Source organism: Providencia alcalifaciens (genome assembly GCF_915403165.1).
Taxonomy (GTDB): Bacteria; Pseudomonadota; Gammaproteobacteria; order Enterobacterales; family Enterobacteriaceae; genus Providencia; species Providencia alcalifaciens_C.
In genome coordinates this window covers 869,904-892,417 of record NZ_OU659204.1, presented here as the reverse complement: position 1 = coordinate 892,417, position 22,514 = coordinate 869,904, and the positions used below count along the sequence as shown (strand labels likewise).

The following is a 22,514-nucleotide window of genomic DNA, read 5'->3' as shown; positions in this document are numbered from 1 at the left end:
TCCTTATCTACAATGAATGCATTCTTAATATAATTTGAACTTACTCGATAACTATCTATCTAAAAAACGATTTTTCGACTATGTTTTGATTGTTACCTAACGAAACTAATAATTAAGAGCTAAAAATTTATGGTTAATTCGATAAAAGCAGGAAAGTTTAGCTGGATGTCCTTGTTCTGGCTGTTAATATTTTTCTGGTATTTTTCATCTTTACTGCAGCTGTACGTGGTTGTTACGGGACAAAGTAACACCATCGGGTTAAGAGATTCTTTACTCTATAGCTCACTTTGGCTCGTTCCCGCGCTATTTTTCCCTCGAAAAATCAAACTGGTGGCAGGCTTAATCGGGATTGTTTTATGGCTATCCTCGGTCGTCGCTCTGGCTTATTTCGTGGTGTATGGGCATCAATTATCCCAAAGCGTGATGTTTGTGATGTTCGAAACCAACACCAACGAAGCGGGTGAATTCTTACGCCAATATCTGAGCTTTAAAGTGATTGCGGTGATTTTGGCTTACACCCTCGGTGCTATTTTCCTATGGACACGTTTGAAACCCGTCACGTTGCCAGTGCCAGGGCGCGTGATTGTGTCTGCGCTCGTTCTGATCGTGCTATTTGGTGTGCCTTACTACAATAAAGCCATCAAACAGCAGCGTCCTTTTGAGAACGTCGTTTCCTACGTTAACAGTAAATTAGCGTATGCCGCACCATGGCAGTTTGTAAGTGGTTACTTCCTGTATAAGAACCAACTGGCAAACATGGAAGAATTAATCCGCGACAACAGCAAAATTCCACCGTTAGAAAACTTTGCCGATGCCAATGGCAATACCCCAAGAACGTTTGTTTTGGTGATTGGTGAATCCACCAGCCGCGACAGAATGAGCTTGTATGGCTATTCTCGCCAAACAACGCCAGAGCTTGATCAACTGGAAAAACAGTATCCAAACAACTTGGCGGTCTTTAATGATGTGGTTACGCCACGTCCTTATACCATCGAAGCGTTGCAGCAAATTTTAACTTTTGCTTCAGAGACGGAGCCTGATCTGTTTAATTCCCGCCCATCTATCATGAATATGATGAAGCAAGCAGGTTTTAAAACATTCTGGATCACTAACCAGCAAACCATGACTGAGCGAAATACGCTGTTAACGGCGTTCTCTCGTCAAACTGATAAGCAATATTATTTGAATAATGACATGGCTCAAAGCTCACGTATCTATGATGACGTGGTATTAGACCCATTTAAAGAAGCGCTTGCCGATCCTGCTGAGAAGAAATTTATTGTGGTGCACCTACTTGGTACCCATATGCGCTATGAGTTCCGTTATCCTGAAGATAAAACTATCTTTACCGATAGCAATAGCCCAGTACCAACTAACTTAAAAGGCGACCAAATCAAAGATTACAATGCCTATGATAATGCTCAGCATTACAATGACTTTGTGGTCTCTACGCTGATTAAAGATTTCGATTCTTCAAAAGAAAATGGCTTCTTGGTCTTCTTCTCCGATCATGGTGAAGATGTTTACGATACGCCACCACATGAAATGTTAGGCCGTAGCGAAGGCAAGCCAAGCAAAGTGATGTACAACGTACCATTCTTAGTTTGGCAGTCGCCAGAATGGTTACAGACTCATCAATTTGACTTGAAAGATAAAACCGCTCGCCCATACAGCAATATGGATTTTATCTATACATGGTCTGATTTAGCGGGTCTGAAATACACCGGATTTGAGCCACAAAAAAGTCTGATTAACAATGAGTACCAACCACAACCTCGTTGGATTGGTGACCCAGAAAATAAAGCATCCATGATGCTGTATGATGACTTAAAGAAATAACCCTCAATCAGCGCAAGTGGGTGTTTACTCACTTGCGCACTATCTCCGTCTAACACAAGCTCCTTCCCACACATCTTTACAGACGCTACATGGATCTTTCGCCATTTCATGTGCTACATTTTGATGTGTCTATGTCGGTATTTTAGCCCCAAGTGAATTTACCGTTTAATTAGTATTTTTCTAACATGACCTGTTAAGGAATTAATAATGAAACATAAAATCATTTCTTCTCTTGTTGTTGCTGGCGTATTAACTCTTGTTGCTGGCTGTGATGACTCATCCAAAAAAGACAGCGCGGTTCAACAAGTCGAAGAAAAAGCTACCCAGTTAAAAGACGCGACTGAGCAAAAAGCGACTGAGTTATCTGATAGCGCAAAAGCCACCGCGCAAGATGTGAAAAACGATGTTTCTGACAAAACATCTGAACTCTCAGACAAAGCCAAAGCGTTAGCTGACCAAGGTGAGAAAAAAGCGGATGAGCTGAAACAAGATGCATCCGACTCCGCCGATAAACTCAAAGAACAGTATGACAAAGCATCTAGTGAGTTTTCAGAAAAAGCGCAAGACATGAAAACAGATGCCATTAACAAAGCTGACGAACTCGCTACTGATGCGAAAAACAAAACTGAAGCATTAAAATCGCAGAATGATGCGAAAAAATAACTGGCAACTGTCAGATTAAGTTTGAGCGAATACAAAAAAATAGTGGTCAATCCCACGTGCAAGTGAGCATTCCCTTGCACGTTATTTATTTGAATTTGTTGCTACACACTTTTATTTAAAATACTCAGTAATTGCGATACCCCATAATTTTCTAATGCTTGAATGGTATAGCAAATACCGATTCTATGTGGCAGAGGATAACTGGGCAGTTGTCGATACGCTAAATGACAACGGGATTTAATAAGCAGAGATGGCGCTATCGTTAACCCAAAACCCGCCTCAACGAGATCTAACGCTAAAGAAAATGACCCCGCATTGGTGCTATTTCCACCCACGGATGAATCATAAAATAATTGAAACCGTTGATGAAAATCAGACTCTGGGTACAGAATCCAATTCTGATTATAAAGATGTGCTAACGTTAATTCGTCTATTTGAGAGATAGGGTGGTCAACAGGATAAGCGAGCGCATAGTCATCATCAAAAAGCGTAATAAATAATTCATCTTCACAGCGTAAACTTTCACATCCTAAACGAATATTTCCCGTGCAGCCTGGGTCTAATGTTAATTGAATATGGTCTAAATTATGTTGTATTGCCTCTAAAAGATAGCTTAAGCAAGAGGATGGTATATCTTGTTCAATACCGATCGTTAACTCGGTTTGGCTTTGACGTTTTGAAAAACGCGAGGCAAGCACATCCATATCATTAATCATTCGACAAGCATGGGGGTACAACATCCGCGCATGCTCAGTGACATCAACACCTCGAGGCTTACGGATAAACAATTGCGTATCCAGTTCATCTTCAAGCGCTTTTATTGTTGAGGATAATGCAGGTTGTGTGACATGCAGCAATTCAGCGGCATGTGTGATATTCCGCTCTTCAAATACACAAATAAATGCTCTCAGTTGTCGCTTATCCATAGATATTTCTTATGCCTGTAAGAAAAATAAACTATTTTTTTTCATTTTAATTCGATTTTAAAGTATACACATCAATTATATTTATAGGTGAAAAAATGAACATACAAAATAGCAAACCTCTGGTCGTGATCACTGGTGCAAGTTCGGGTATTGGTCAAGCTACTGCAAAATTACTTTCTGAGCGGGGTCATGCATTGCTGTTATTAGCCCGTCGTGTTGAGTTAATGGAAGCACTTAATTTACCCAATACATTATGTCGAGCTGTTGATGTCACAGACCGTCAATCATTTCAAGCTGCAGTAAAAGACGCTGAGCAACAATTTGGTCCCGTCGATGCCATCATCAATAATGCCGGTATTATGCTACTTGGTAATATTGAAAATCAAAATCCTGATGAATGGACACAAATGTTAGATGTGAATGTAAAAGGACTTCTGAATGGAATTCATGCCGTCACCGATGGCATGATTAAGCGTAATGCAGGCACAATTATTAATATCAGTTCTGTCGCTGGACGTAAGACATTCCCAAACCATGTGGCTTATGTGGGGACAAAATTTGCGGTACATGGGTTATCTGAAAACTTACGAGAAGAACTTTCACCCCATAATGTCAGAGTTGTCGTCATTGCTCCTGGTGCTGTAGAGACTGAACTATTAAGCCATACAACCAACAATGATATTAAAGCTGGTTACCAATCATGGAAACAAGATATGGGTGGAAAAGTTTTAGCCCCAGAAGATGTCGCTAATGCAATCCTATTTGCTTATTCCCAGCCACAAAGTGTGTGTATCCGTGAAATTGTTTTAGCGGCAACCCGCCAAGGTGCTTGAGTTTTTGATGACTAAATAAATCAAAATAATCATGGCTAAGGGGAGTCAATTTATCTCCTTAGTCAACTCCCACTAAAGATAAAATAATAAATACCGATAGCGACCAACAATTCAAGCAATACACGACTCAATCATATTAGTTTCTCTCATTTATTTAAAATAAAGCTCCACTGACTGAGATTACTCGAATTAAGATTACTCCTCTTTAGCTTGTCTATTTTTTAATCTTATTATGCTGTTTCATTTTAGGAAATAAAAATAAGGAAATATTATGCGTTCATTGAGAGTGGCAACTGTATTTATCTTTATCTTCTTCTTATCAGCTTGTGCATCCTTACCTGGTTTTGGGAAAAAAGCCGACCAAACATCCCCTGATTCCGTAGCACAAACCTACATTGAAGCTTTCTATACCGGTAACTCAAATACAATAAAAAATATTTTATTACCAAGTGAATTAACTGAAATAAATGAAGATCCAGAAGCTAGCCTTATTTTTGTTGCCGTTGAAAATATTGGTAAATACATCAAAAATGGGGGCGGTTATAAAAACCTGAAAATGAGAGAGATGACTAAAGATAAGCATGACACTGCTCGTACCTATTATTACCGTATTGAGCTGCCTTATGTCACTCGCCATAGTCCTACCGAATGGCTCGAAGAAAGCTCAAGTATTGACCTAGTCAAAGATGCCAATGGTCTTTGGTGGATCAAACAAATTGATGGTATTTATAAGTTCTAAATACGCGTTTAATTAAAAGTTAAATACGGGAAAACACCCCCTATTTAACTTTTATTTTCGAATAATATTTTATTATTCAAAGGATTATTATGCCAGCTATTCGATTTTTAATTTTTATGTACTGCACTTATGTTAAGTGGCTGCATATCCGCTAAATAATGGTAAATAATTATCTTCAACAGTCTCTATAGATCGTTGAATTGTTATCAATTTTTACAGACATAACCGAGGATTTTACTCATCTGATTTACTTCATATTATTAATCTCAATATTTACCACATTTAAATTGCAATCGCATGATAAATAACATGATATTTTAACCTTAAATATATCTCATTTTTATCCCTAGGTTGATCATTGATGCCTACCATGGCAGTATACCCTTTCGTTTTTTGTTCATAACCGGGTTCAAAGGGGGTCACCACTTACCAATTTTTGTTGATAATTCAGCCGTAAATCACCGTTATCAACGCTCACAATTTAGCCATTTTATTGTTCTTTCTATTTCGTTTCCTATAGGGAAACCCTTTCGCAATAGCCTATTGTTTCATTCAGAAGGACAGCTCGCCGCATGCCCCCTTAAGATTGGTATGCAAAAAATAAAATAAAAATCAAAGAAGGTCGTTATGAGTCAAAACGTGACTGAAAACAAAAAATTACGTACCAAAATCAGCCCCCCTGTATTTTACAGTTCGGCTATCATTATTATGCTTATCGTCGGTTTTGCCGCCTTAATGCCTGAAATGGCAGAATCTCATCTAAGTCATCTTCAAAAGAACCTATTTAACAACGCCAGTTGGTTCTACATTCTTGCTGTAGCCATCATTTTGTTGAGTGTGACTTATCTGGGACTCTCGCGTTATGGACAGATAAAATTAGGTCCTGACCACGCACAGCCCAACTTCAGCTATGTCTCTTGGTTTGCCATGTTGTTCTCCGCGGGTATGGGGATCGGCTTGATGTTCTTCGGCGTTGCCGAGCCTGTCATGCACTATCTCAACCCACCAGTGGGGGATCCACAAACCGTAGAAGCCGCCAAAGAAGCCATGCGCCTAACGTTCTTCCATTGGGGATTACACGCTTGGGCTATCTACGCCATTGTCGCTTTAATTTTGGCCTTTTTTAGCTATCGCCACGGTTTACCACTCACCCTACGCTCAGCCCTATACCCGATTATTGGTGACCGAATTTATGGTCCTTTAGGTCATGCTGTAGATGTGTTTGCGGTGGTCGGTACCGTGTTTGGTGTCGCGACCTCTCTAGGCTTTGGGGTACTGCAAGTTAACGCGGGAATGAACCACCTGTTCGGTTTACCGGTGAATGAGACCGTGCAAGTTGGTTTGATTATCACCTTCACGGCTCTCGCGACCTTATCCGTCGTATCTGGGTTAGATAAAGGGATCCGCATTTTATCTGAGCTGAACCTCGGTCTTGCCTTCCTCCTATTGTTGCTAATTGTGATCTTAGGCCCCACGGTATTATTGCTAAAATCCTTTGTGGAAAATACTGGGGGATACCTCTCAGAGATCGTCAGCAAAACGTTTAATTTATATGCCTACGAACCCAAATCCAGTGATTGGCTAGGGGGCTGGACACTACTGTATTGGGGTTGGTGGCTATCATGGTCACCGTTTGTTGGGATGTTTATCGCAAGAATTTCTCGCGGCCGTACCATTCGTGAGTTTGTCACTGGCGTGCTGTTTGTTCCGGCTGGTTTCACACTGATGTGGATGACATTCTTTGGAAATACCGCCATTGATTTAATTAAAAATCAAGGTGCAACTCGCTTAGCCGAAACTGTTCAATCTAATGTTTCCCTCGCCCTATTTGAGTTTCTAACTTACTTCCCGTTCTCAACGGTATTATCTTTCTTCGCCATGTTGATGGTGGTGGTATTCTTTGTTACCTCCGCAGACTCCGGTGCCATGGTGGTCGATACCCTCGCCTCAGGAGGCGATTCCGATACGCCTGTCTGGCAACGTATTTTCTGGGCGGGTTTAATGGGGGTTGTGGCAATCGTCATGTTACTTGCTGGCGGCCTACAAGCCTTGCAAACCTTGACAATCGCTAGTGCCCTACCGTTTGTTATCGTATTACTTATCTCTATTTATGGATTATTTAAAGCCTTGCGCGTGGATGCCTATAAACGCGATAGCCAGCAATTAGCTACCATTGCACCAACCGCAAGCCGTAACCCTATTCCATGGCAACGCCGTTTACGTAATATTGTCTACTTCCCAAAACGCGCTCATGTAAAACGTTTTATGGAAGAGTCCGTGAAGCCATCCATGGAGATGGTTTCTGAGGAACTCGCCAAACAGGGCACGGTTTGCCATATCCATACAGATAAAGACGATAGGATCGGATTTGAGGTGGATTTAGGCGAAGATATGAACTTTTTCTATGAAGTTCGCCTACGTTACTATATTCAGCCGGCCTTTGCCCTTGCAGGTATGGGAACAGAAAATGATGAAGAGCGCAGTGAAGAGCAAAAATACTACCGCGCAGAAATTCACTTAAAAGAAGGTGGGCAGGATTACGACGTGATGGGCTGGGCGAAAGAGCAAATCATTCATGACATCCTCGACCAATATGAAAAACATATTCATTTCTTGCACTTGCTCGGCAAGTAATCGCTAAAAATATGCCCCAAATGCATACTCTAAATAATTTGAATTGCAGCTAGGCGGTAAGCGAAGCTATCTCGGGGAGCATACACAAGTATGTGACCCGAGTAGCTGAGCGCAGCCAACAACGCTGCGGTTCAAAGTATGACGAGTATTTAGGCGGTAAGAGAAGCTATCTCGGGAAGCATACACAAGTATGTGACCCGAGTAGCTGAGCGCAACCAACAACGCTGCGGTTCAAAGCATGCCACAAGCAATACTCTAAATAATTTGAATTGCAGCTAGGCGGTAAGAGAAGCTATCTCGGGGAGCATACACAAGTATGTGACCCGAGTAGCTGAGCGCAGCCAACAACGCTGCGGTTCAAAGTATGACGAGTATTTAGGGCGGTAAGAGAAGCTATCTCGGGAAGCATATATAAGTATATGACCCGAGTAGCTGAGCGCAGCCAACAACGCTGCGGTTCAAAGTATGACGAGCATATCTAGGCTGTCTTATTTCTATCCATAATATTGCTGTAATCCGGGCTTTCCAGAGCAATCAACTCATCAAGCAGAGCCGTCAATTGCTGCATTTTCTCTTGAGAGAAAGCCTGTTCAATCTTTTGATAGCCCTCTTCAACTTCCTGACGCGCCTTGTCATACAACTCTTGCCCTGTAGGGGTCAGCGAGACATACAGTTTACGTTGGTCATTCAATGGCTTTAAACGGAAAATAAGCCCTTCGCGTTCCATACGGGTCAAAATCCCCGTTAAGCTTGGACGCAAAATACAGGTTTGCACTGATAATTCATGAAAATCAATAGAGCGATTATCCGCTAGCACGCGAATGATACGCCATTGCTGTTCGGTCAAATTATAGGACTTTAATATTGGTCGAAAGAAGCCCATTGCGGTCTCTCGTGCCTGTAATAATGCAATTGTCAATGATTCATGCATAAGCTTAAAACTCACCACTTAATTTAACGTTATTAAGCACTCGCAAGAGTGTTTAATTAGCCTCCGTGCCAGTTACGTCAAGTAACAAACACCCTTTATTATCTTAAATACAAGAGTAGCATGCAGCAATAACAATCTCAAAGAAAAAACCTAAAATATTAATGAGTAAATAAACTTATTTAAAAAATATAAGTTAATTTATTGTGAATTTTTAAAAATTCAAAAAATAATAATAAGATTAATAACAGCAACTTACATATGTAACCTTAGATAATGTTAATAAGATCACAATTAAAATTAACATTTCCATAAAGCTATTGCTTATTGCAAAATAATACTTTATTAATATATTAATAATTACCCAGAATAGATTATTTTTAATAAGGAGTTGTCAATGAAAGGCACTGTTTTTGCCGTTGCCCTCAACCATCAAAGCCAGCTTGATCATTGGCTCGAGGCGTTCCAGCAAGCCCCTTATAAAACCCCACCGAAAACACCTGTGTGGTTTATTAAGCCGCGTAATACACGCATTAATTCCGGGGATAACATCCTGCATCCTGCTGGAGAAGAAGTACAAAGCGGCGCAACGCTAGCGCTAGTGATTGGTAAAGATGCACGCAAAGTGACTGCACAAAATGCGTTGGAGTTCATTGCTGGCTTTGCACTGGCGAATGAAGTTAGCCTGCCAGAAGACACCTTCTACCGCCCTGCGATTAAAGCAAAATGCCGTGATACTTTCTGCCCAATTGGCGAGTTAGTGAAAACGTCATTATCTTCACCTGTTGAGATCGTGACACTGATTAACGGTCAAGAAGCTGACAGATGGTCAACCAAGGATCTTGTTCGTAGCGCAAGCGAATTAGTGGCTGCACTGAGCGATTTTGCCACCCTAAAACAAGGGGATGTGATTTTACTGGGTACCCCTCATCAGCGCGTCACCATCAAACCGGGTGATCAGGTTGAGATCCAAGCAGCTGGCTTCCCAAGCCTCAAGAACAGTGTTGTTGCGGCAGGAGGACAATAATCATGAAACATGCAAAAATTCGTTATCAAGGCACTGAATATTCTGTCACTGTCGGTGACAACGAAGCCATCAAGCTGCCAAACGGCAACGTGATTTCTGGCGATAGCGCAGATGTTGAGTGGCTACCACCTGCACAAGGTACCTTATTCGCGTTAGGTCTGAACTATGCCGACCATGCCACTGAATTAGAATTTAAGCCACCTGAAGAACCACTTATTTTTATCAAGGCAGAAAATAGCCTAACAGGTCACCGCCAAGTATCCGTGCGCCCAGACAATGTTGAATACATGCATTATGAGTCTGAGCTGGTGGTGATCATTGGTAAAGCGGCTCACAAAGTTTCTCAAGAAGATGCCATGGATTATGTCGCGGGTTACACCGTGTGTAATGACTATGCGATCCGTGACTATTTAGAGAACTATTACCGTCCAAACCTGCGCGTCAAAAGCCGCGATACGTTGACGCCAATCGGCCCATGGATGGTAGACAAGTCAGATATTAAAGATCCACACAATCTCGCACTGTACACCTACGTTAATGGTGAATTGCGTCAAAAAGGCACCACCGCGGATCTGATTTTTAATATCCCATTTTTAATTGCCTACCTGAGTGATTTTATGACACTGCAACCGGGCGATATGATCGCAACGGGCACGCCGAAAGGACTTTCTGACGTAGTTCCGGGTGACGAAGTGATCGTGGAAGTTGAAGGTGTAGGCAGGCTGATCAATACCATCATCAGCGAAAAAGAGTATGAGGAGCGAGTGTGATGACTAAGATTAACCATTGGATCAACGGCAAAAACGTTGAAAGCAAAGAGTATTTCGAAACCACTAACCCAGCAACGGGTGAAGTATTAGCGGAAGTGGCATCAGGCGGCCAAGACGAGATCAACCAAGCGGTTGCTGCGGCAAAAGAAGCCTTCCCTAAGTGGGCAAACACCCCAATGAAAGAGCGCGCACGCTTAATGCGCCGCTTAGGTGAACTGATCGACGAAAACGTACCGCAAATTGCTGAGATGGAAACCAACGATACCGGTTTACCTATCCACCAAACTAAAAACGTGCTGATCCCTCGCGCGTCACACAACTTTGAATTCTTTGCTGAAATTTGCCAGCAAATGAACGGTCGCACCTATCCGGTTGACGACAAAATGATGAACTACACCCTGATCCAACCAGTGGGTGTCTGCGGGTTAATTTCTCCGTGGAACGTGCCATTTATGACCGCAACATGGAAAACAGCACCTTGCTTAGCGCTGGGTAACACCGCGGTTCTGAAAATGTCTGAATTATCTCCGCTATCTGCAAACCGTTTAGGTGAATTAGCCCTTGAAGCCGGAATTCCAGCGGGCGTACTGAACGTGGTGCAAGGTTATGGTGCAACAGCGGGTGACGCTCTGGTGAAACACCATGATGTTCGCGCAGTCTCCTTCACAGGGGGTACCGCAACCGGTCGCGCCATTATGCAAAACGCGGGTCTGAAAAAATATTCCATGGAATTAGGCGGAAAATCTCCGGTTCTGATTTTTGAAGATGCTGATATTGAACGTGCAATGGATGCCGCGCTGTTCACCATTTTCTCTATCAATGGCGAGCGTTGTACTGCGGGTTCACGTATTTTCATCCAAGAAAGCATTTACCCAGAATTTGTAAAACGCTTTGCTGAGCGAGCAAATCGCCTGATCGTCGGCGACCCAACGGATCCGAAAACTCAAGTGGGCGCACTGATCAGTCAACAGCATTGGAACAAAGTGTCTGGTTATATCCGTATTGGTATGGAAGAAGGCGCAACCCTGCTAGCGGGTGGCCCAGACAAACCAACGGATCTCCCTGCGCATCTGAAAAATGGTCATTTCCTACGTCCAACAGTTCTGGCGGATGTGGATAACCGCATGCGCGTTGCTCAAGAAGAGATTTTCGGACCAGTCGCTTGTTTGATCCCATTCAAGACTGAAGAAGACGGTCTGCGCATGGCAAATGATATTGAATACGGCCTAGCGTCGTATATCTGGACTCAGGATATCAGCAAGATCCTGCGTCTTTCTCGCAATATCGAAGCAGGCATGGTGTTTGTTAACACCCAAAACGTGCGCGATTTACGCCAACCATTCGGCGGCGTAAAAGCCTCCGGCGTCGGTCGTGAAGGCGGCGAGTATAGCTTCGAAGTCTTCGCCGAAATGAAGAATGTTTGCATCTCCTACGGCGACCACAACATCCCACGCTGGGGTGTGTAATAAAAAGCAAAATGATTCCGTAGCAAGCTACACCATTCTTTATTTTAAGTAATTTTGAATCAATGATAATTAATTCAGCTACTTATTCTAAATAATTCGCGGTGTAGCAAGGCGGCAAGCGATGACATCTCGGGGAGCATACATAAGTATGTGACCCGAGTGACAGAGTAAAGCCAACACAGCTACAACGTGAAGTATGACGAATAAGGGGAAATAAAATGGGTAAACTGGCTTTGACGGCAAAAATAACACACGTCCCATCAATGTACCTATCTGAACTACCGGGTAAAAACCACGGTTGTCGCCAATCGGCCATTGATGGTCACAAAGAAATTAGCCGCCGTTGTCGTGAACTCGGCGTTGACACCATTATTGTTTTTGACACTCACTGGCTGGTCAACAGCGCTTATCACATTAACTGCGCCGATCACTTCAAAGGCATCTATACCAGTAATGAACTGCCACACTTTATTCGCGATATGGAATATGAGTATGACGGCAACTCTGTATTAGGTCAGATGATCGGCGAAGAAGCTCGCAAGTTAGGTGTTCGCGCTCAAGCTCATGAAATTCCAAGCCTAACTTTGGAGTACGCAACGCTGGTTCCAATGCGTTATATGAACAGTGATCGCCACTTTAAAGTGATCTCCATTTCTGCATTTTGTACTTCTCATAGCTTTGAAGATAGCCGCAAATTAGGCGAAGCCGTACTGACTGCGATTGAAAAATACGACGGTACTGTCGCGGTGCTGGCGAGTGGTTCACTGTCTCACCGATTTATTGATGACCAACTGGCTGAAAACGGGATGAATAGCTATACCCGTGAATTTGATGAGCAAATGGATAAACGTGTCGTCAAACTGTGGCGCGAAGGCCGTTTTGCTGAGTTCTGCAAAATGCTGCCTGAATATGCGGATTACTGCTACGGCGAAGGTCACATGCATGACACGGTGATGTTATTAGGTCTATTAGGCTGGGATAAATATGACCAGAAAGTGGAAGTATTAACTGATCTCTTTGCAAGCTCTGGTACAGGGCAAATCAACGCGATTTTCCCACTACCAAAATTTATTGCCGATAAACAAGCGGCCAACGCATAAGGAGCGGATATGCCTCATTTTTATGCTGAATGCACCGACAATATTCGTGAAGAAGCCGCCCTACCCGAGCTGTTCGCTAAGGTCAACAGCGCGCTGGCTGGCACAGGAATTTTCCCATTAGGGGGCATTCGTAGCCGCGCAATCTGGCTGGATACTTGGCAAATGGCGGATGGCAAACACGATTACGCGTTTGTGCATATGACCTTAAAAATTGGCGCAGGTCGCTCCCTTGAAGATCGCCAAAAAACCGGGGAAATGCTGTTTGCTCTGATCAAAACCCATTTTGCCTCTCTGATGGAAAAGCGTTACTTGGCACTCTCTTTCACTATGGAAGAGCTTGATCCTGTTCTGAACTACAAGCAGAACAATGTGCATGCACTGTTTAAATCATAAAAAGCTTAAGTCATAAAAATTTAAATCGTGATTGATGAATATCGATAGGGGGCAATATGCCAATTTCATTTACCAATAGGCCGATACCGCGCTGGTTGATCCCGTTACTGGGCTCACTGGTGGCGTTCGGCCCCCTATCGATTGATATGTACTTGCCAGCCTTGCCAAAAATGGCGCAAGCGCTGAATGCAACCCAAGGACAGATGCAGTACACCCTCGGGGCATTTTTTGCGGGTTTCTGCGTCGGTATGCTGTTTTATGGTCCCCTGAGCGATCTGCTGGGTCGCCGTAAAATGTTACTCAGTGGGCTGGTCATTTTTACCCTCGCCAGCCTGCTATGCGCCCAAGCCACCAGCTCAGATGCCTTAATTACCTTTAGAGCGTTGCAAGCATTTGGCAGTGGTGCAGCGATAGTGATGGCGCGCGCCATTGCCCGTGATGTGTATCCTTCTAGCGAGCTGCCAAAAGTACTGTCACTGATGACACTAGTCACCATGATAGCCCCATTATTAGCGCCATTAGTGGGCGGTTTTTTATTAATTCATTTTGAATGGCAGGTGATTTTCTATGTGCTTGCGGCCGTGGGGCTGTGCTCTGTTTCAGCGATTTTCTTACTGCTACCTGAAACCTTGCCTCATCAGCGTGAATCCCGCAATTTAGTCAGTGTCGCCTTTCATAATTATCGGTTGGTGCTCACAGACCGAGAAGCACTGAGTATCATTGGCACCATGGCATTCTCTTTTGCCGGTATGTTCGCCTTTATCAGTGGTTCACCGTTTGTGTATATCAACTACTTTGGTGTTTCTGAACAGTATTATGGGCTGCTGTTTGGCTGCAATATTTTAGGTATGATTGCCATGTTGCTGCTTAACGTCCGATTGCTCAAGGTGTATAGCCTGCCACGAATTTTGGGCATGCAAAGCGGTATCCAATTGATTTTTGGTGTCCTATTGTTAATTTTCTATCAACAAAGCCTACCAATTATTGTTATCCTAGTGGTCCTGTTCCTATCGATGGTGAATGCTATCGGCACCAACAGTTTGTCACTGTTACTGCAACACCGCGGGAAAATCGCAGGCAGCGCCAGTGCGCTCGCCATCTCAATTCAGTTTGCCTTGGCAGCCCTTGCCAGTGTTGCAGTGTCCATACTACAAGATGAATCCCCATTTGCTATGGCACTCGTAATGGCGATTTGTGCCGGACTGAGTTTTTCAAGCCAACGCTTGTCCGCTAAAAATGTCCACGCACACGTTCATTCAGTGTCTTCGGAGAACAACGAAAAATGAGCTTAAACACCAATTCTAAATTATTCCGCCAGCAGGCTTACATTAATGGTCAATGGGTGAATGCCCAAGACAGCAGCCAGTTTGATGTGACTAACCCAGCAAATGGAGAAGTGATTGCTCGCGTCAGTAATGTGGGGGCCACTGAAACTCAACAAGCCATTGAAGCCGCCGAAAAAGCATTGCCAGCATGGCGTGCCAAAAGCGCTAAAGAACGTAGCCAAATTCTGAACAAATGGTTCCGTTTAATGATGGAAAACCAAAAAGAACTTGCGCAGATCCTGAGTACTGAGCAAGGTAAATCCATCAATGAATCCATGGGCGAAATTGCCTACGGAGCCAGCTTTATTGAGTGGTTTGCCGAAGAAGGTAAACGTACTTACGGCGAGACTATCCCATCCCCACTACCTGGTCGCCGCTTAGTGACCATCAAGCAGCCTGTGGGTGTGGTCGCAGCTATCACCCCTTGGAACTTCCCAAATGCGATGATCACCCGCAAAGTCGGTCCTGCTCTAGCAGCGGGCTGCACCATGGTATTAAAACCTGCGGCTGAAACCCCATTATCTGCGTTGGCATTAGCCGCGTTAGGTGAAGAAGCTGGTATTCCAGCAGGCGTATTCAATATCGTTCCAGGTACCGATGCCAAAGCGATTGGTGCGGTCATGACTTCAAGCCCAATTGTTCGCAAACTGACCTTCACCGGTTCTACCCGCGTGGGTAAATTACTGATGGCACAGTGCGCCGATACCGTGAAAAAAATGTCATTGGAATTAGGCGGTAACGCACCGTTTATCGTATTTGACGATGCCGATTTAGACGCCGCAGTTCAAGGGGCATTAGCGGCTAAATTCCGTAATAGCGGACAAACTTGCGTGTGTGCAAACCGTATATTAGTCCAAGAAGGTGTTTACGATGAGTTCGCAGCTCGCCTCGCGAAAGCCGTGAGCGCATTAAAAATTGGTCCAGCGACCCAAGCCGATTCAGAGCAAGGCCCGCTCATCAACCAAGCTGCCGTGGATAAAGTGTCTGAGCACATCGCGGATGCCGTTTCGAAAGGTGCATCTATCGCTGCGGGCGGTAAATCATCCAGCCTTGGCGGTCTGTTCTTCGAACCGACGGTATTAGTCAATGTGACTGAATCCATGAAAGTAGCGAAAGAAGAGACATTTGGTCCATTAGCGCCACTGTTTAAATTCCGTGATGAACAAGACGCTATCGACCTTGCCAATGATACTGAGTTTGGTTTGGCATCCTATTTCTATTCACGGGATATCGGGCGTATCTACCGCGTTGCTGAAGCCTTAGAAAGCGGCATGGTGGGTATTAACGAGGGCATTATTTCAAATGAAGTGGCTCCGTTTGGTGGCATTAAGCAGTCAGGACTTGGTCGTGAAGGCTCCCGTTACGGAATCGAAGATTATCTGGAAGTGAAATATCTCTGTTTCGGTGGGTTATCCCACTAACTATAGCCGATTTAGCCATACTCTCCCCCTTCGCGTTAATGCAATAACGCAATGATGCGAAGGGCAAAGAGTTATCAGGAGCATTTTAAGCATGTTGCAACAAGATACTATTTCAACAATCGCTCAACGCCTAAACCAAGCGGAAAAAAGCCGCCAGCAAATCCGTCAAATCTCACTGGATCATCCCGAAATGACCATTGAAGATGCCTATGCCATTCAAAAAGAGTGGGTTGGCTTAAAACTGGCGGAAGGGCGCGTATTAAAAGGGCATAAAATCGGTCTGACATCCAAAGCGATGCAAGCCAGTTCCCAGATTGATGAGCCTGATTATGGCGCACTGCTCGATGATATGTTCTTTGATGATGGCTGTGATATTCCAACTGATCGCTTTATCGTTCCGCGTATCGAAGTTGAACTGGCATTCGTATTAGCAAAACCGCTTCGCGGCCCTAACTGCACCTTATTTGATGTGTATAACGCCACGGACTATGTGATCCCCGCTTTAGAGCTGATCGATGCCCGTTGCCACAATATCGATCCTGACACTAACCGTCCGCGTAAAGTGTTCGACACCATTTCAGATAACGCGGCAAACGGCGCGGTGATCTTAGGCGGGCGTCCGATTAAACCTCGCGATTTAGACATGCGTTGGATCAGCGCCCTGCTTTATCGTAACGGCGTGATTGAAGAATCTGGCGTTGCAGCGGCGGTTCTAAACCACCCTGCCAATGGCGTGGCATGGTTAGCCAATAAATTAGCGCCGCACAATGTAGAGCTACAGCCGGGACAAATTATCCTTGGCGGTTCATTCACTCGCCCTGTTCCTGCTCGTAAAGGGGATGTTTTCCACGTTGACTACGGCGTGATGGGCTCAATTAGCTGCCGCTTTGCATAAGGAGTTCACTGTGGATCTGTTAGAAAATAAATTCAAAAAAGCCCTGAAAACAGGCAAACCACAAATTGGTTTATGGCTAGGATTGTGCAGCCCATACAGTGCTGAACTGGTTGCTGGCGCTGGATTTGATTGGCTGTTGATCGATGGTGAACATGCACCAAACAATGTGCAAACGACCTTAGCACAATTACAAGCAATTGCCCCTTATCCATCACAACCAGTGGTTCGCCCTGCGTGGAATGAGCCGGTGATTATCAAGCAATTGCTGGATATCGGCGCACAAACGCTATTACTGCCAATGGTGCAAAATGCTGAACAAGCGGAGCAAGCGGTACGCTCCACCCGTTATCCACCAGCGGGAATTCGTGGGGTGGGAAGCGCCTTAGCTCGCGCCTCTCGTTGGAATCGCATCCCTGATTATTTAAAACGCGCTAACGATGAAATGTGTGTAATTGTCCAAGTGGAAACCCGCGAAGCTATCAAAAATCTCCCTGAAATCCTCAAAGTTGAAGGAGTTGATGGGGTATTTATCGGTCCTGCGGATCTGAGTGCGGATATGGGCTTTTCTGGCAATCCAAATCACCCTGAAGTCAAAGCCGTCATAGAAGAAGCCATTAAGCAAATTCGAGCAGCAGGCTTAGCACCGGGAATTTTGATGGCAGCGCCGGATATCGCGGAACACTATATTAAGCTCGGAGCCCTATTTGTCGCCGTTGGTGTGGATACCACATTATTAGCGCGTACCGCTGAAGCCCTTGCCGCGAAATTTGGTAAAACGGTTTCCGATATGGATAACAGCGCATCTAGCGTGTACTAAAGCAATCTGAACTCCTCTAGGTCGTTCAATTTTACCCTACGCTCATGGGCGACCTAGATAGTAAGCAATAAAATCGCAACCACAACAAGGCAGCCCAAATGACTGCCTAGTAGACCCTTGTACCTATAATAAATTGTAATTAGAGGGCATTATCATGAGTAATCCACAAAGTGTTGCCAGCAATAACCCGGCTGATCAACATAAAAACCTCACTGAACCTCAGCAGCGAGTCATCAATAAATTATTTAAACGATTGATCGTCTTTTTATTCGTTCTATTTGTTTTTTCATTTTTAGATCGTATCAATATCGGCTTTGCAGGGCTGACCATGGGGAAAGACATTGGTCTCTCTTCTACCATGTTTGGTCTGGCTGCCACGCTGTTTTACGCCACTTATGTTATTTTCGGTATTCCAAGTAATATCATGCTGGGGATCGTGGGCGCTCGTCGCTGGATTGCCACTATTATGGTGTTGTGGGGTATCGCCTCCACTGCCACGATGTTTGCCACCGGGCCGACCAGTTTATATATTCTGCGTATGCTGGTGGGTATCGCTGAAGCGGGCTTCTTACCGGGGATTCTCGTTTACTTAACCTACTGGTTCCCTGCCTATTTCCGTGCGCGTGCTAATGCGTTATTTATGATTGCAATGCCAGTTACCATGGCGTTTGGTTCTTTAGCTTCTGGCTATATTCTGGGCTTAGATGGCGTTTTAAATCTTAAAGGTTGGCAGTGGTTATTCTTATTAGAAGGCTTCCCTTCGGTTATTCTCGGTGTGTTAGTTTGGTTCTATTTGGATGATTCTCCGAAGAAAGCAAAATGGCTGACTCAGGAAGATAAAGATACTCTGCAAGAGATGATGGATAAAGACCAGTTGGAGTTAGTGCAACCGCACGGGTCAAAAAGCCAAACCGCATTGCAAAACACCAGTTTATGGAAAGAGATTTTCACCCCTGTGATCTTAATGTACACAGTCGCCTATTTCTGTCTAACTAACACGTTGAGCGCCATTAATATTTGGACGCCACAAATTATGCAGAGTTTTAATCAGGGCAGCAGTAATGCCATGATTGGGCTATTAACTGCGATCCCTCAGTTCTGTACAATTTTGGGGATGATTTATTGGAGTCGCCGTTCAGATCGCTTGCAAGAGCGTAAGATGCACACCGCGTTACCGTATTTGTTTGCAGCGGCAGGTTGGGTGATCGCTGCGATGACTCATCAGCCGATGATCCAATTATTGGGGATCATTATGGCGTCCACCGGTTCGTTTACCGCGATGGCGGTTTTCTGGACCACGCCAGATCAGTCGATCAGTTTACGCGCTCGCGCTATTGGTATTGCAGTGATCAACGCAACCGGTAATATAGGTTCCGCGGTCAGCCCACTGTTAATCGGTTGGCTGAAGGATCAAACGGGTAGCTTCAACTCCGGTCTCTATTTTGTTGCCGGTTTGCTGGTGGTCGGTGCCCTTCTGGTCATCGCTATCCCAATGAAAAACTCAAGACCAAGAGCCACACCGTAAACGGTAGAATTGAAGAAATGAGTGCTGCAACAAATTGAAAATATTGAATTTATTTAAGCTTCCCCCTAAATATTGTTCAAAATAATTCAAGTTGCAGCTAGGCGGCAAGCAAGCTAATCCCTAGGAGCATACACGAGTATGTGACTAGGGTTATCTTGTGAAGCCAACAACGCTGCGGCTTGAAGAATGAAGAACAATTCGAGTTGTAGCTAGGCGGCAAGTGAGGGAATCTCGGGGAGCATACACAAGTATGTGACTAGGATTAGCTTGTGAAGCCAACAACGCTGCGGCTTGAAGAATGAAGAGCAATTATGACAGGCATTACAAACATAGATATAGGGAAGGATTACGATGAAGTCCTGGGCAACGACGACGTCCACTACCAAACCTTCGGCAAACTCGCCGCCTTCTTCGGCCGCGACATGCCCGCTCATCGTCACGATGGCTATTTCCAATTACACTATTTAGTGACTGGGCATATTACGCTCCAGCTGGATGAGTCCCGTTATTCTGTGCAGGCACCGTTATTTATTCTGACGCCCCCTTCTGTCGCCCATGCATTTTTTACCCAAGAAGATACTGACGGGCATGTATTAACCGTGCGGCAAGATTTAATTTCGCCACTGTTGGAATCTCTTTATTCTGCCAATCTGGACAGAGTCGATATTCCGGCGATTTGTTTATCTGTCGCGGATAAACCCCAAGATATTGAAACTTTTAATCATTATTGGGATTTAATGGCGCGGGAATCTGCTAATAACTATATTGGTCGAGACCAAGTGTTATCTTCACTTGCCCAAGCCTTATTTACCTTTTTACTGCGCTCTGTCCCTCTTGATGAGCACCATGTTAGCGGCGTTCGTGGTGAACATCGATTATTCCAACGTTTTAACCAGCTTATTGATATGCATTATCGCGAGCATCTCTCTGTCCCTGACTATGCGGATAAACTCGGCGTCACCGAATCTCGCTTAAAAGATATGTGCCGGCGATTCGCCAACCGCCCACCGAAGAAGCTCATTTTCGATAGAATGTTACGTGAAGCAAAACGCATGCTGCTATTTTGCGATATCTCCGTTTCTGAAATTGCTTATCAACTTGGATTTAAAGATCCAGCCTATTTTGCCCGCTTTTTTAATCGCTCTGAGGGGACCTCTCCAAGCCAATGGCGCGAGCAAAATATCCACTAAATCGTGGATATTAAAATTTTAGTATCCCCCTTAAATTATTTTACATAATGCAAACATTTTTGATGTCTTGCATTTTTATTTTTAAAGTTACAACTTGTACTATTAGTCGCAAACAAAAAGTGAATAATAAGATCAAAAAACAACCAATAAAAAAGCGATAAATAAATTTCATTAAGTTTTTAATAAACCACAATATATTGATAAATAATAATTTATTAATAAATAATGAAATGACATTAATATTAAAATATCGATAAGATCACATTTCTTTCATAAAACCATCTCACCAACGAAAAGTACCAGCGTTCCTTTGGAAAGTCTCTTTTAAAACCCCACAGAAAACGATTCAATTAGTAAACACAAAACAAACATAAAATTAACAATATTCAAGCTTGCAACTTTGTACGCCGATAACCCGCAAGCCCTCTTTGTTCTAAAACGAGGTAGACATGAAACCAGAAGATTTTCGTTCCGATGCTAAGCGCCCATTTAATAGCCAAGAATATCTAAAAAGTTTGCAAGATGGACGCGAGATTTATATCTATGGTGAGCGTGTTAAAGATGTCACCACGCACCCTGCTTTTCGTAACTCAGCAGCTTCTATAGGACAGTTATATGATGCGCTTCATGATAAATCGACTCATGACCAGCTTTGCTGGGGCACAGATACAGGCAACGGCGGGTACACACACAAATTCTTCCGCTTCGCAAAAAGTGCAGATGACTTACGCCAACAACGCGATGCCATCGCAGATTGGTCACGCCAAAGCTACGGATGGATGGGACGCACTCCAGACTATAAGGCGGCATTCGCCAGCTGTTTAGGAGCTAACCCAGAATATTATGGACAGTTTGCCGATAACGCACGCAACTGGTACAAACGCGTTCAAGAGAGCGGATTGTATTTTAACCATGCGATTGTTAACCCACCTATCGATCGCCATAAGCCTGCTGATGAAGTTAAAGATGTTTATATAAAACTAGAAAAAGAAACTGATGCAGGTATTATCGTCAGCGGCGCAAAAGTGGTCGCGACTAACTCCGCATTGACACACTATAACTTTATCGGTTTTGGTTCCGCACAAGTCATGGGAGATAACCCTGATTTTGCGCTGATGTTTGTTGCTCCTATGGATGCAGACGGCGTGAAATTAATTTCTCGCGCATCTTATGAATTAGTTTCAGGTGCAACTGGCTCGCCATTTGATTATCCTTTATCTAGCCGTTTTGATGAAAATGATGCCATTCTGGTTATGGACCATGTGTTAATTCCATGGGAAAACGTGCTGATTTATCGTGATTTCGACCGTGCTCGTAACTGGGCAGTGCAAGGTGGCTTTGCTCGCCTGTTCCCATTGCAAGCTTGTGTGCGTTTAGCGGTCAAATTAGACTTCATTACAGGTCTTCTACAAAAGAGCCTTGAATGTACCGGTGTTATTGATTTCCGTGGTGTTCAAGCGGATCTCGGTGAAGTTGTCGCTTGGCGTAACCTGTTCTGGTCACTGACTGATGCTATGTGTTCAGAAGCAAAAGCTTGGGAAGGCGGTGCATTCCTGCCTGATACTCAAGCCATCCAAACATATCGTGTTATGGCACCAATGGCCTACACCAAAATCAAAAATATCATCGAAAGTAACGTAACGAGTGGTTTGATCTATCTGCCATCAAGCGTACGTGATATGAATAACCCAGAGATTGACAAATATCTGGCAAAATATGTTCGCGGTTCAAATGGGATGGATCACGTTGAACGTATTAAAATTTTAAAATTAATGTGGGATGCTATCGGCAGTGAATTCGGTGGTCGCCATGAACTGTATGAGATTAACTACGCAGGAAGCCAAGATGAAATTCGTCTGCAATGTCTGCGTCATGCTCAAGGTTCTGGCAATATGAAAGCCATGACAGATATGGTTGATCGCTGCCTATCTGACTACGACCAGCACGGCTGGAAGCGTCCTCACCTGCACAACAACAACGATATTAATCTGTTAGATTCGCTGCTGAAGTAATCGGCAGCAGG

Annotated in this window: 19 protein-coding genes; 17 read left to right on the top strand and 2 right to left on the bottom strand. The window is 44.0% G+C overall.

Annotated elements, in window-relative coordinates:
• Nucleotides 1–129: 129 nt before the first annotated feature.
• The gene (cptA, locus tag LDO73_RS03875; RefSeq protein ID WP_224060277.1) at nucleotides 130–1,839 is read left to right on the top strand and encodes a phosphoethanolamine transferase CptA; all 1,710 of its coding nucleotides are present in this window, start codon (nucleotides 130–132) and stop codon (nucleotides 1,837–1,839) included.
• Between the two features lie 207 nt (nucleotides 1,840–2,046).
• Nucleotides 2,047–2,502, top strand: a complete 456-nt coding sequence (locus LDO73_RS03870; protein ID WP_224060276.1) for a hypothetical protein — start codon at nucleotides 2,047–2,049, stop codon at nucleotides 2,500–2,502.
• A 101-nt stretch (nucleotides 2,503–2,603) separates the two neighbouring features.
• Here the strand turns inward: LDO73_RS03870 and LDO73_RS03865 are convergent, their stop codons facing one another.
• A complete protein-coding gene (locus LDO73_RS03865; RefSeq protein WP_224060275.1) occupies nucleotides 2,604–3,428 on the bottom strand; it encodes a LysR family transcriptional regulator in 825 nt (274 codons plus the stop codon).
• Nucleotides 3,429–3,523: 95 nt separating this feature from the next.
• Between LDO73_RS03865 and LDO73_RS03860 the strand changes: the two genes are divergently transcribed.
• From LDO73_RS03860 to LDO73_RS03850, 3 genes are all read left to right on the top strand, one after another.
• Nucleotides 3,524–4,261, top strand: coding sequence for an SDR family oxidoreductase (locus LDO73_RS03860; RefSeq protein WP_224060274.1), 738 nt, complete (start codon nucleotides 3,524–3,526; stop codon nucleotides 4,259–4,261).
• A 271-nt stretch (nucleotides 4,262–4,532) separates the two neighbouring features.
• A complete protein-coding gene (locus LDO73_RS03855) occupies nucleotides 4,533–5,000 on the top strand; it encodes a hypothetical protein (protein ID WP_224060273.1) in 468 nt (155 codons plus the stop codon).
• A gap of 627 nt (nucleotides 5,001–5,627) precedes the next feature.
• Nucleotides 5,628–7,634: a BCCT family transporter gene (locus tag LDO73_RS03850; protein ID WP_224060272.1), complete on the top strand. Its 2,007-nt coding sequence runs from the start codon at nucleotides 5,628–5,630 to the stop codon at nucleotides 7,632–7,634.
• Nucleotides 7,635–8,112: 478 nt separating this feature from the next.
• Here the strand turns inward: LDO73_RS03850 and hpaR are convergent, their stop codons facing one another.
• Nucleotides 8,113–8,565 carry a homoprotocatechuate degradation operon regulator HpaR gene (gene hpaR / locus LDO73_RS03845; RefSeq protein WP_224060271.1) on the bottom strand — a complete coding sequence of 151 codons (453 nt, stop codon included), beginning with the start codon at nucleotides 8,563–8,565 and terminating at the stop codon, nucleotides 8,113–8,115.
• A gap of 394 nt (nucleotides 8,566–8,959) precedes the next feature.
• Between hpaR and LDO73_RS03840 the strand changes: the two genes are divergently transcribed.
• From LDO73_RS03840 to hpaB, 12 genes are all read left to right on the top strand, one after another.
• Nucleotides 8,960–9,589, top strand: a complete 630-nt coding sequence (locus tag LDO73_RS03840; protein WP_224060270.1) for a fumarylacetoacetate hydrolase family protein — start codon at nucleotides 8,960–8,962, stop codon at nucleotides 9,587–9,589.
• 2 nt (nucleotides 9,590–9,591) lie between these two features.
• The gene (locus LDO73_RS03835) at nucleotides 9,592–10,359 is read left to right on the top strand and encodes a fumarylacetoacetate hydrolase family protein (protein ID WP_108479481.1); all 768 of its coding nucleotides are present in this window, start codon (nucleotides 9,592–9,594) and stop codon (nucleotides 10,357–10,359) included.
• Nucleotides 10,359–11,825, top strand: a complete 1,467-nt coding sequence (hpaE, locus tag LDO73_RS03830; RefSeq protein WP_224060269.1) for a 5-carboxymethyl-2-hydroxymuconate semialdehyde dehydrogenase — start codon at nucleotides 10,359–10,361, stop codon at nucleotides 11,823–11,825. The genes LDO73_RS03835 and hpaE overlap by 1 nt, the downstream gene beginning before the upstream one ends.
• Nucleotides 11,826–12,043: 218 nt before the next feature.
• On the top strand, nucleotides 12,044–12,925 hold the full coding sequence (gene hpaD, locus LDO73_RS03825) for a 3,4-dihydroxyphenylacetate 2,3-dioxygenase (RefSeq protein WP_224060268.1): 882 nt from the start codon (nucleotides 12,044–12,046) through the stop codon (nucleotides 12,923–12,925).
• 9 nt (nucleotides 12,926–12,934) lie between these two features.
• Nucleotides 12,935–13,318, top strand: a complete 384-nt coding sequence (locus LDO73_RS03820; protein WP_224060267.1) for a 5-carboxymethyl-2-hydroxymuconate Delta-isomerase — start codon at nucleotides 12,935–12,937, stop codon at nucleotides 13,316–13,318.
• A 56-nt stretch (nucleotides 13,319–13,374) separates the two neighbouring features.
• Entirely contained in the window at nucleotides 13,375–14,604 is a 1,230-nt protein-coding gene (locus LDO73_RS03815; protein ID WP_224060266.1) for a Bcr/CflA family multidrug efflux MFS transporter, read from the top strand.
• The gene (locus tag LDO73_RS03810; RefSeq protein WP_224060265.1) at nucleotides 14,601–16,064 is read left to right on the top strand and encodes an NAD-dependent succinate-semialdehyde dehydrogenase; all 1,464 of its coding nucleotides are present in this window, start codon (nucleotides 14,601–14,603) and stop codon (nucleotides 16,062–16,064) included. Before LDO73_RS03815 ends, LDO73_RS03810 begins: the two co-directional genes overlap by 4 nt.
• Nucleotides 16,065–16,155: 91 nt before the next feature.
• Nucleotides 16,156–16,959, top strand: a complete 804-nt coding sequence (gene hpaH / locus LDO73_RS03805) for a 2-oxo-hept-4-ene-1,7-dioate hydratase (RefSeq protein ID WP_036954012.1) — start codon at nucleotides 16,156–16,158, stop codon at nucleotides 16,957–16,959.
• Between the two features lie 10 nt (nucleotides 16,960–16,969).
• Nucleotides 16,970–17,776: a 4-hydroxy-2-oxoheptanedioate aldolase gene (gene hpaI / locus LDO73_RS03800; RefSeq protein WP_224060264.1), complete on the top strand. Its 807-nt coding sequence runs from the start codon at nucleotides 16,970–16,972 to the stop codon at nucleotides 17,774–17,776.
• 154 nt (nucleotides 17,777–17,930) lie between these two features.
• On the top strand, nucleotides 17,931–19,301 hold the full coding sequence (gene hpaX / locus LDO73_RS03795) for a 4-hydroxyphenylacetate permease (RefSeq protein WP_224060263.1): 1,371 nt from the start codon (nucleotides 17,931–17,933) through the stop codon (nucleotides 19,299–19,301).
• Nucleotides 19,302–19,612: 311 nt separating this feature from the next.
• Entirely contained in the window at nucleotides 19,613–20,491 is an 879-nt protein-coding gene (hpaA, locus tag LDO73_RS03790) for a 4-hydroxyphenylacetate catabolism regulatory protein HpaA (RefSeq protein WP_224060262.1), read from the top strand.
• Between the two features lie 449 nt (nucleotides 20,492–20,940).
• The gene (gene hpaB, locus LDO73_RS03785) at nucleotides 20,941–22,503 is read left to right on the top strand and encodes a 4-hydroxyphenylacetate 3-monooxygenase, oxygenase component (RefSeq protein WP_224060261.1); all 1,563 of its coding nucleotides are present in this window, start codon (nucleotides 20,941–20,943) and stop codon (nucleotides 22,501–22,503) included.
• The last annotated feature ends 11 nt before the right edge of the window (nucleotides 22,504–22,514 follow it).

What these genes read in the sequence shown, in the direction of transcription:
- LDO73_RS03820 (WP_224060267.1), top strand. Translation starts at nt 12,935, where the DNA reads ATGCCTCATTTTTATGCTGAATGCACCGACAATATTCGTGAAGAAGCC.
- LDO73_RS03840 (WP_224060270.1), top strand. Translation starts at nt 8,960, where the DNA reads ATGAAAGGCACTGTTTTTGCCGTTGCCCTCAACCATCAAAGCCAGCTT.
- cptA (WP_224060277.1), top strand. Translation starts at nt 130, where the DNA reads ATGGTTAATTCGATAAAAGCAGGAAAGTTTAGCTGGATGTCCTTGTTC.
- hpaB (WP_224060261.1), top strand. Translation starts at nt 20,941, where the DNA reads ATGAAACCAGAAGATTTTCGTTCCGATGCTAAGCGCCCATTTAATAGC.
- hpaR (WP_224060271.1), bottom strand. Translation starts at nt 8,565, where the DNA reads ATGCATGAATCATTGACAATTGCATTATTACAGGCACGAGAGACCGCA.
- LDO73_RS03855 (WP_224060273.1), top strand. Translation starts at nt 4,533, where the DNA reads ATGCGTTCATTGAGAGTGGCAACTGTATTTATCTTTATCTTCTTCTTA.
- LDO73_RS03870 (WP_224060276.1), top strand. Translation starts at nt 2,047, where the DNA reads ATGAAACATAAAATCATTTCTTCTCTTGTTGTTGCTGGCGTATTAACT.
- LDO73_RS03810 (WP_224060265.1), top strand. Translation starts at nt 14,601, where the DNA reads ATGAGCTTAAACACCAATTCTAAATTATTCCGCCAGCAGGCTTACATT.
- LDO73_RS03860 (WP_224060274.1), top strand. Translation starts at nt 3,524, where the DNA reads ATGAACATACAAAATAGCAAACCTCTGGTCGTGATCACTGGTGCAAGT.
- hpaD (WP_224060268.1), top strand. Translation starts at nt 12,044, where the DNA reads ATGGGTAAACTGGCTTTGACGGCAAAAATAACACACGTCCCATCAATG.
- LDO73_RS03835 (WP_108479481.1), top strand. Translation starts at nt 9,592, where the DNA reads ATGAAACATGCAAAAATTCGTTATCAAGGCACTGAATATTCTGTCACT.
- hpaH (WP_036954012.1), top strand. Translation starts at nt 16,156, where the DNA reads ATGTTGCAACAAGATACTATTTCAACAATCGCTCAACGCCTAAACCAA.
- LDO73_RS03865 (WP_224060275.1), bottom strand. Translation starts at nt 3,428, where the DNA reads ATGGATAAGCGACAACTGAGAGCATTTATTTGTGTATTTGAAGAGCGG.
- hpaX (WP_224060263.1), top strand. Translation starts at nt 17,931, where the DNA reads ATGAGTAATCCACAAAGTGTTGCCAGCAATAACCCGGCTGATCAACAT.
- hpaA (WP_224060262.1), top strand. Translation starts at nt 19,613, where the DNA reads ATGACAGGCATTACAAACATAGATATAGGGAAGGATTACGATGAAGTC.
- LDO73_RS03850 (WP_224060272.1), top strand. Translation starts at nt 5,628, where the DNA reads ATGAGTCAAAACGTGACTGAAAACAAAAAATTACGTACCAAAATCAGC.
- LDO73_RS03815 (WP_224060266.1), top strand. Translation starts at nt 13,375, where the DNA reads ATGCCAATTTCATTTACCAATAGGCCGATACCGCGCTGGTTGATCCCG.
- hpaE (WP_224060269.1), top strand. Translation starts at nt 10,359, where the DNA reads ATGACTAAGATTAACCATTGGATCAACGGCAAAAACGTTGAAAGCAAA.